The sequence below is a fragment of the Microcoleus sp. S13_C3 genome, assembly GCF_036700905.1.
Classification (GTDB): Bacteria; Cyanobacteriota; Cyanobacteriia; order Cyanobacteriales; family Microcoleaceae; genus Microcoleus.
Map to the genome: position 1 here is coordinate 1 of NZ_JAUBPT010000025.1, position 8947 is coordinate 8947.

At 42.0% G+C, this 8947-nt stretch carries 6 protein-coding genes; 2 read left to right on the forward strand and 4 right to left on the reverse strand.

The window, feature by feature from the left end; translation table 11 throughout:
- Nucleotides 1–88: 88 nt before the first annotated feature.
- The 4 genes from QUA16_RS09705 to QUA16_RS09720 form a co-directional block, all read right to left on the reverse strand.
- The gene (locus tag QUA16_RS09705) at nt 89–595 is read right to left on the reverse strand and encodes a type IV pilin-like G/H family protein (RefSeq protein ID WP_333103069.1); all 507 of its coding nucleotides are present in this window, start codon (nt 593–595) and stop codon (nt 89–91) included.
- A 223-nt stretch (nt 596–818) separates the two neighbouring features.
- Nucleotides 819–3749, reverse strand: a complete 2931-nt coding sequence (locus QUA16_RS09710) for a pentapeptide repeat-containing protein (RefSeq protein ID WP_333103071.1) — start codon at nt 3747–3749, stop codon at nt 819–821.
- A gap of 349 nt (nt 3750–4098) precedes the next feature.
- Nucleotides 4099–5013: a DUF1822 family protein gene (locus QUA16_RS09715; RefSeq protein ID WP_333103073.1), complete on the reverse strand. Its 915-nt coding sequence runs from the start codon at nt 5011–5013 to the stop codon at nt 4099–4101.
- A 25-nt stretch (nt 5014–5038) separates the two neighbouring features.
- Complete coding sequence (locus QUA16_RS09720; protein WP_333103074.1) at nt 5039–5689, reverse strand: hypothetical protein; 651 nt, start codon at nt 5687–5689, stop codon at nt 5039–5041.
- A 288-nt stretch (nt 5690–5977) separates the two neighbouring features.
- Between QUA16_RS09720 and QUA16_RS09725 the strand changes: the two genes are divergently transcribed.
- The gene (locus QUA16_RS09725; protein ID WP_333103075.1) at nt 5978–6931 is read left to right on the forward strand and encodes a LamG domain-containing protein; all 954 of its coding nucleotides are present in this window, start codon (nt 5978–5980) and stop codon (nt 6929–6931) included.
- A gap of 452 nt (nt 6932–7383) precedes the next feature.
- On the forward strand, nt 7384–8947 hold a 1564-nt coding region (locus QUA16_RS09730; RefSeq protein ID WP_333103077.1), incomplete at its 3' end, for a DUF4114 domain-containing protein.

Here is an 8947-nt window from a genome sequence, read left to right on the forward strand (position 1 = left end):
GCCCGTCCAAAAAGGACGGGCGGGACGCCCATCCCACAATAACAATTAAAATTGTAAGTTATTTAATTCGCGATCCTTATCAATCTTTTCATGAAAACAACTGAGGGCAATAATTCCCTGGATTCGATATCAAATTGTTTAATATTCCTAACTGTTGCAACACCGGAGAAGACAAGCTGACCGGTAATGCAACTGGGCCGCAAGGAACGCTATTGTCTGTGACATACACAATTCCGAAATAAGATTGAACGCCTAATTGTTTAGACAAAGCTACTTGAACAGCCAGCGGATTGTTATTATAACTAGCAACTTTTATCCCATATAAATAATTATTTGTTTCTTGCACCGAAAAGCCAAGAGATTTCAAAATCCCAGCCACAGAGCTTGCTGTTGGCGGCTGTGGAAATGAGAGAGTGCCGAAAGAGTTAGTAAATCCAGAGCCTTCTAAATATTCCGCAGTTTGATGTTTGTTCAGATAACTAATATATTGTGTAGCTTCACTTTCTTTACCTTTGTTAATCAATTTGAGGAAAGTAGGCAAAGCAATAGCCGATAAAATCCCAATGATAAATATCACAACCAACAATTCAATCAAAGTAAAGCCGTGGGAGGCATGATGACATTTGTGTCGTCGTAAATAGCGTTTATGGCGACAGAGATAGAACAAAAAGTGTTGAGTAAATACAGACATTAATACCTCCCAAAACTGAACTAGCAGTAAAATAAGACTAAGGTAAAAAAAACCGTGTTTCTCAGAAAAATCGTGCATAAAACTAGACATATTCAGGCATAAATCCGGTTTTTTGCGTCGCGTATATCTAGCCATAAGTATTCTTTTGTAATCCTCGCCAAGTCTTGGGAAACTCAGCTTGATTCTGATAGATAACAGGCAACCAGCTAGCACCGGGAATTTCCCGATCCCAACGCTGTTTGAGTTTTTCTCGTGCTTCCCGCACGGAAACATAAAAAGAATTGCCGCCAGCAAAAGCTTTGAGAAAAACTTTCAGAAACTCCTGGGCGATTAAATCCGGCACCGGTTCCCGCATCACGATAATTTGAGGGATATCTAGATCGGCTAATTGCTTCCCCAATCCTAAACCATCGCAAGAGTTAAAAATAGCTATTTCCAAACCGCGCTTAATAGCTATTTCTAAGGAGTCTTTTAGCTGTTCCACAGTTAACTTATCTGTCTTATTAATACAAATCACCCCCGTACTGCCATCTACTTCGCTCTGACTGTGACCCGAAAAACACAAAATATCCCAGCCTATTTCATCGGTGAGATATTCCTTAAGTTCCTGGTAAGTTGGTTCTACCAAAAATATGGTTTCTGCTTCTGATAAATGCTCCAATATCTGCCTGTCTCGATCGACATGAATTCCTGTACTGTCGCCCAAGATTGCCAAAATTCTTACTTTATTTCTGGATGGCACTGATTTTTTGACTCTGTTAGATACCTTGCGACTTAAAGCTACTTCTGCTTTACAGTAATTCTTAAAAAATTCCCATTGATGCCAGGGTAGTTTTCGCAGCAAGTTATCTTCAGTTTGGATGATTACCCGCACCTCGTCAGTGAGGTTTAACTTGTCGCGCAATCCCTTCTCGATCGGGGAAAACTGTTCTGATTCCAGCCAATTTTTTAGATCGCTTTCTACTTCTTCAGCTAAGGTTTTTAGATCCTCTATGGAACAGTTAGTGATACCTGGTTTTATTTTTATGGCACGGTAGTTTCGCTTCTGGTTTTGAAAGTTATACATTTTTTGCCACTGTTGATAGCGTTCTAAAATTTTCGCTTTTGGCGGTAACTTGCCTTCTAATTTTATTGCTAAGCGCTGGCGATCGCACCAAATCTCAACTGTCACGTCAAACCCTTGTTTCAAGTCGCCGCTAGCCAAGTTTAAGATAACTACTTGTTCAGACAACGGTCTGACTATATCCTCCATTACTGACAGCAAGTATTTGCGTTGTTCTGCTGAGTTTTGCAGGGCAGGTACTTCTGTTCCCAGCAATTGTAGCATTTCTTGATAAAAAACATTGAAATCCTTCTGAATTTTTGCTTTGTCTGCGTCAGGAGGTACGCTGACTTTGACGACAACTCCATTACCTTTGTTTTCAATACTCTGAATTTTCAGTTCTATGCCTTGATTTTCTACTTGCACTTGTTGGAAAGATGCGACGAAAGCTTTCCAGTCAACACCGTGGTTAAAAATTAAGTCAACTGTATTGACAACTTCTTGAAAAAAAATGGTAAATTCTCCTGGTTGATAGTAGTCGCCACTGCTGCTGGGACGGCGTTCGCGATCGTCAGTTCCCGGTTTCGGTTCTTCTAGCAAATAAACCCACCTACAATCAACCCATTCTAGTTCCGTAGTGCTGTCAATATTCCAGGTTCCTAAACCGCAAACACCAGTCATTTTGGCATTGCTAAAATCAGTGCCGATCGCCTGAACTTGACTAAATATTGCATATTCTAAATTAGCCGCTTCCAAAGTGGCTTGACTGAGGTCTGCTGTTTGAAGTTGGGCATAGCTGAGGTTTGCACCTATCAGGTTTGCTCCTCTCAAATCCATGCCTTGATAGGATTTGTGATAACCGTTGCTGGTGACAAGCAACTCTCGCACTGCTGGATTAATTAATATTGTCTCGTCCACTCTTGCCCAGTCAAGAAAACAAGCATGACGCCACATGGTGCGGTGGATACTTGCAAATCTAAAATCGGTGTTTTTGAGGGTGGCGTAGCTGAAGTTAGTATGGGCTAATTGAGTATTGCGAAAGCTGGTGCCACCTGTCGCACCAATGACGATCGCTAACTGGCGAATTACGCTGTATTTATCATCTTCGGCTAAAACTCTCTTAGCAATGTATTTTCCTAATAAGATTAAAGCTACAGCTAACATGACAGCTCCAGCGATCGCCGCAATAACTACAGGCGGATCGGGAAATTCTTGCACACATTTTTTTAGGAAATCATAGCATTTATTGTTTGTGTTGTCAACTACTCCAGCTTGGATTAACACGGATGCTTTTAAATATCTCAAGGAATTTCTGGCAATAATTCCGGTGGCGATCGCACTTATAGCCAGAGCTTCAAATAAAGCCAATGCTGCAATCGTCCTTCCCAGAACAACTTCAGCCAATGTTAGGGCTAAAGGAAGAGCGACAATGGCGATCGTAGTTGCAACGACAGCCGCAGTTAATGTCACAATTAAAAACGGAACATCGTTAGCCTTCGTTTCGCCAGACAAGGCACTCATTAAGGCACCAGTTCTAAAAGACCTTAACCACGAAAGTATGGGATGTTTATCATTGGAGAATGCAGAGAGGAAACCAATGAGAGGTACAAAAATAGCAGCCGCAATACCTAAATAATCCAAAGCTTTTTGTATCCCTTGGCGAATCATGGTAGCCAAGAGAATAGCATTGACGAATAAGATGATTGCAGTTGGCAAAAAACCGATATGCTCGGTTGTTTTGGGAATGAGAGATTTGAAGGTATTATCAACAGCAATTACAGCAGCTATTCCTGATATAGCCGAGAGCAGTGATACAATTATGAAGATTTTGATTTGCGATTTTCTAGCTAGTCCGCACTGAGCGTGATTGAAATTAGCCTCATCGAGAATTGCATTGGTAAAATCTGCACCTCTGATATCTGCATTGGAGAAATCTGTATTAGTCAGATCAAGGCCTTTGAAAGAACAACCTTGGAGATTTTGACCGCGAAAGTTTTGAAATGTTAATGATGACATAGGGGAGTTCGGCAGCGGATTGTGTAACGGATGTAACGGATGTTTCTGGTTTATCGTTTTCTCGTTCCCAGGCTATGCCCATTGGTGACCACTTAAGACGGGAATTCATAATAAATGTCGCTTTGAGGCGAAGTCTAGATCCCCCTAAATCCCCCTTAAGAAGGGGGACTTTGAGCGATTTCCGGTTCCCCCCTTATTAAGGGGGGTTAGGGGGGATCAGATTTCGATACAAACAAGAGAGACTATCAGTTTAACGTTAACTTGTCACCAATAGGCAGAGCCTAGTAACGAGGAATCAGGAACCAATAAAAATGGCTTAGACGCTCTACATAACGCCGACCGGATACAATTACAAACGAAAAGATTGCTTCACATTTACATCTCCCAGTCCTACAGTAATGCTGAACAATTCTCTTAAGTCTGAACAAAATTCAAAATTAAGAAAGTTGTCAGCCTCTCTCGATTCAGCCTTGAAAATCACTTCTTCTGACTCATCCATCAGCATCAATTTCAACCCAGGAGGCAAATAAGTTTGATTTCCCATGGGATACACTCGCACCTGAATATCCACTTCTGAATCCGGTTCTGGGGGCAGCGTGACTACCAGTGCCACGGACTGTTCTCCTAATTGCATTCCCAAATCTATTTTCTGGCCGCGATCGATGGGTAATGCGTTGTTGCTTCTAAAAGAGCGAAGTTGCAATTGTTTGGGATTTAATAGATCGTCAATTACTTGCCATCCCGCATCAAAAATTTCATCGAACCAGTTCATCAAATTAACTGGTTTCAGTTGTTGAATTCGATTCATGTAGACGAGCAAATCTTCGAGGGAATTCATTTCATCCAGAGGGACTTCTTTAGCTACTGTTCTGGTAAATCCTAACAGCGTTGCTTGTTTCAAAGATTGGTCTAACTGTACGGCTACATAACCAATTCTGTCTCCCCAAGCATCGTAGGGAATCTGACAAGCGTCGGCATCTGGCAAGACGGGACGGCATTCTATTTTTCCTATTTGTTTAACGTCTAAATCTGCTACATCCATAAGTTTCAGCATTAACGGATTGCGACTATCGCTAACCGGCCAATCTGTCTCAAATCCCATGCAGCGAAGGTAAAAATCTACTGCATACACTGCGAGGGTATTGAGATAAACTTGTTTGAATTTTTTCGGACTGGATTGTTTGCCGCACTGTTGGGCGATTTCGTGGGCTTCAAAGGATAATGGCACTGTGAAAGTTATTGGTTCGATCATTTTACTCATCATTAATTTCTCCGCTTCCGCTCAATTCCTACTGTAATTTATTACGAATGTAATCTGAAAATTTCCGCAGATTTCGGTCGTAAAAACTTTGGAGTGTTGAAATGTTTTTGTCAAATCTTTGAGATATAGTCTCCCATTTTTCATCATCTAATCTGGCTAAAGCTATGACTTGCCAAGTGATATCGGGACGACCTCTGACTGTTGTGTTTCGGAAAATATTGTCTGGGTCTTGTTCTATTAATTCACGTAGCATTTCAGCATCTTCCACAAGTTGCAACATTGAAGCTTTATCAAGATAAAGCTCCCATTCTTCTTGTTCCAAGTTGAATCCTTCTAAGTTATCGATCGATAATATTTTGATTCTTGTTTGGTTAATATATCGAGCGAAAACATCTTGAAATCTAAAATTAAAGAAGTAATTCACCCAACCCATTAGTGGTCTTTGTGAATCATAGATGTCAATTTTTAGACAGATATACTCAAATATTTTCAAACGGGCTTCGCTATAAATGTCTTCGTAAAGATATCTCTGATCTATATAGGGACGAACAAGTCTGTTAGAACGCTCAATTGCGTCCATCAGTCTGGTTAATGCTATCTGTCGCTCTTTGCTTCCGGCGAGGTGCTGTTGAGCTTCTAGGGCTAGCTGCTTGAGCTGCAAATCGATTTCGTCTTCCATCTGGATCTCCTCACTCCTTTGGGCATTTTTATGCAGTTTGGTGAAACCTCTATTTATATTTCGGATATCGTCGGAAGTTTTTACGCATTTCTGGGGAAATTGTTACAAAACTTTATTTTTGAGGGGTTTTGGAAAAAAGTTTTGAGGTTTGTGGAAAAAGTTTGGCTGGATTTCGTATGTAAGAATAGGGGCGATTTCCTGGGGTATGGCTTTGCTGGCGGGGGCTTTTGGGGAAAAGGGCGATCGAATGATTTATTTGCCAACTATAGTTTAAAGGAGTGATTTCTCATGAAAAAGTTTTTGACACTGGCAGTATTAACACTGGCAACACCGATAATAACTCAGCAGAGTGAGGCATTAGCTGTCACACTAGGCCCACTTCCCAGAGATGTTATTTACTCTGCTGAGGGAACTTTCGATCGCCCAAACATTTTTTTCAATAATCCAACGGACACGATTCAAATTGCTGGTCAGACTGTGCTTGGCAACGAATCTACCTACGAAGCTGGCATTTACTTTCCTAGTGGCATTGGTGCCGGTGGGTTAGTCTTTAATGAATTCAAGTATGCGTTAGAAGACAAACAATTCCTTGCTGGACCAAATGGTTTGTTTGGTTATAATTATCCAAACTATCCCAATTACATATTGAGTGGCATAACAAGTACAACACCGTTGGCACTTAATACTTGGCATCATATTGCGTTTGTACAAGGGGAAGGTTCTCAACGCCTCTACCTTGACGGTCAGATAGTAGGCAGTCGCTCTGGTGCTGGAGACATTTGGGACTCAGATAGCGGTGGCTTCCTGGGTGCGATTTTCCGAGGAGACACTCCATCAAATATATACGATCAATTGGTGCCTAGCTTTATCGGACACTTAGATACATTTCGTATTTCCAATGTGGCACGATACACTGGCAATAGCTTCGAGGCACCAAAAGGAGACCTCACCTCAGATGCAAGTACGCAGCTTTTGTACAACTTCATTTTAGAAGATTACTTTCAGCAAGATGGCGATACTTGGGTATCAGACCTAAGTGGTAATGGTCGTAACGGCAGGTTTGGTAAAGGTTTTGCAGGTGCAACATCTCCTAGCATCGTAGTTCCAGTTGACTCCCAAGAATCCACTGCCGTACCCGAACCGACTACTGTATTAGGTACTTTAGCCTTTGGTGCTGTCGTTACCCGCTGGCGGATGAAGCACAAACAGCAACAAAAAGTTTTGAATTCAACCGTTGCTTAATCTGAGGTATTGCACTTCGTTGTAGTCCGTCGGGGGTTTAAAGTTTCGCCTCATAGCGAAAGTCCGGCGGGGGTTTAAACCCCCGCCTCATAGCTAAAGTCCTCTGAAGAGGACTGAAGAATTAATTAGATATTTCCAATAAAAGCATCAAATATTCTGGTCACGTTCAGGTGAAAACCGAAATTATACCCATGTCTATTAGTCCTCTTTAGAGGACTTTAGCTTTAAGCCAGGGAATTAATTCCCTGGCGGCCTTTGGGGTGAAATCGAGACTGATAAACATCTTACGATCGCCCATTTCAAAAAAAGTTTCCAGATTTGCGGAAAAAGTTTGGCCGGATTCCGTAAGTAATAACAAGAAGCCGATCGCACTTTTAGACAAACGGGCGATCGCCCCCTTTCAGCTCATTATATCACTTTTAATTCAATCCTAGACTAGGAGTGCAATCTCAATGGCTACCACAAATGAAGTTTCCAGCAACCTTCTGCTAACCGATGTTTTGACAACTGACACTTTACCGGGAAGTGCTGCCAAAACTCCCATCCTCAACCCTTTAAGCAACAGCAACAGTCAAAATATCGGCGGCAGTGCTTTGATAGCTGACAGCAAAACTCAGCCAGTTATTGAACCTGAAAAGCTATCCAGTCCGACTGACACGCTTAACTCAAAAAATGCGATCGCCGATACAAATAGCAAAAAATCAGATGATTCATTAATTGTTACCGACACTCTCAAAAGCGGTTTAAGCGAGTCAGCAAGCAGCAGCAGTAGTGTTCGCGACACCTTATCAGGTTCCCCGTCAGGTACAGATGTCAAAGATACGCTGACAGGAATCAGCAATGATGCACCGTTAAGTGCAATTAAAGATGACACTATTACAGCAGCCGATTCTTTGACTAATCCTCAGAGTGCCGAGAAAATACCATCTGAGAAAACTCCCGGTACTTTAGCCGAAAAAGAAAGCAAGCCAGAAATTGCGATCGCCCAAAATACTTCTGTCTCAGAACCAAAAGCAACAACAAGTTCAGAAGCGATTAAACCAGATAACTCGCCAGCAGAAAAACCTGCCGCTACAGTCGCCGATACCAGCAAAGACAGCAACCAAGAAAAATCTTCAACTAACAGCACAGACAACAACAAACCATCTACAGACAATACAGAAGTCGTCGCAGTTGGAACACCAAAAGAATTAAGTCCAACCGTTCCTACATCAGATCCAGTAGCCGATAATTCCTTTACATCCGGGAAATTTGTTGTTGACTCTACAGGTCAAGTCGGCATTGATTTCTTATTGGACGGCGGTTTGTATAAGGGTCAATTAGCTATTATCAGTCTCAAAGGAATGGAGAAGTTTTCTCCAGGTTCGGAAGAGTTTCTCAAAGAAGCGGCTTCGAGAGCACTTAGCAATTCTGCAAATGGTCATGTAGTTATTAATAACTTGAGTGAAGGTGCAAAATTTACGGGGAATTTACTCGAAGGCAATTATAACGATGGAGTTTACTTAGGACTTAAGACTTTTGCGATGACTCCGGGGGAGGAATTCGGGGTGATGTTAGTGCCTAATGGGACTGTACAAGAGGTACTTAACAATCCGGCGATAGGAGGAGACAAACGTCCTTTATTCTCGATGGTGACAGCGAATCCTGCTGAGGGATTTCATGTGGGTCAAATTGCCGATGTAACGGGTAGCGGCAAGACTTTTACAATGGAGGATATGCGAGTCGATTTAGGGAGCGATCGCGATTACAATGACTTCGTATTTCAGGTGCGGGGTGCAACGGGTCAAGCTGTGAATTTAGATAGCGTGATTAATGCCGATAAAGATTGGCGAAAAACGGATATGGGTCAGGCTTTGATTGCTTATGCTAAGCCAGAAGTTGAACCGAAGTTAGAGCCTGCCAAAGAAGATGCAAAACCTGTCACTAATTCTGTGGCAACTAAAGATGCGGCGGTTTTGGAAACAAAAGTGACGCCGACTGAGGAAGCTAAAAAAGAGCCGATCGCACCGGTTTCCA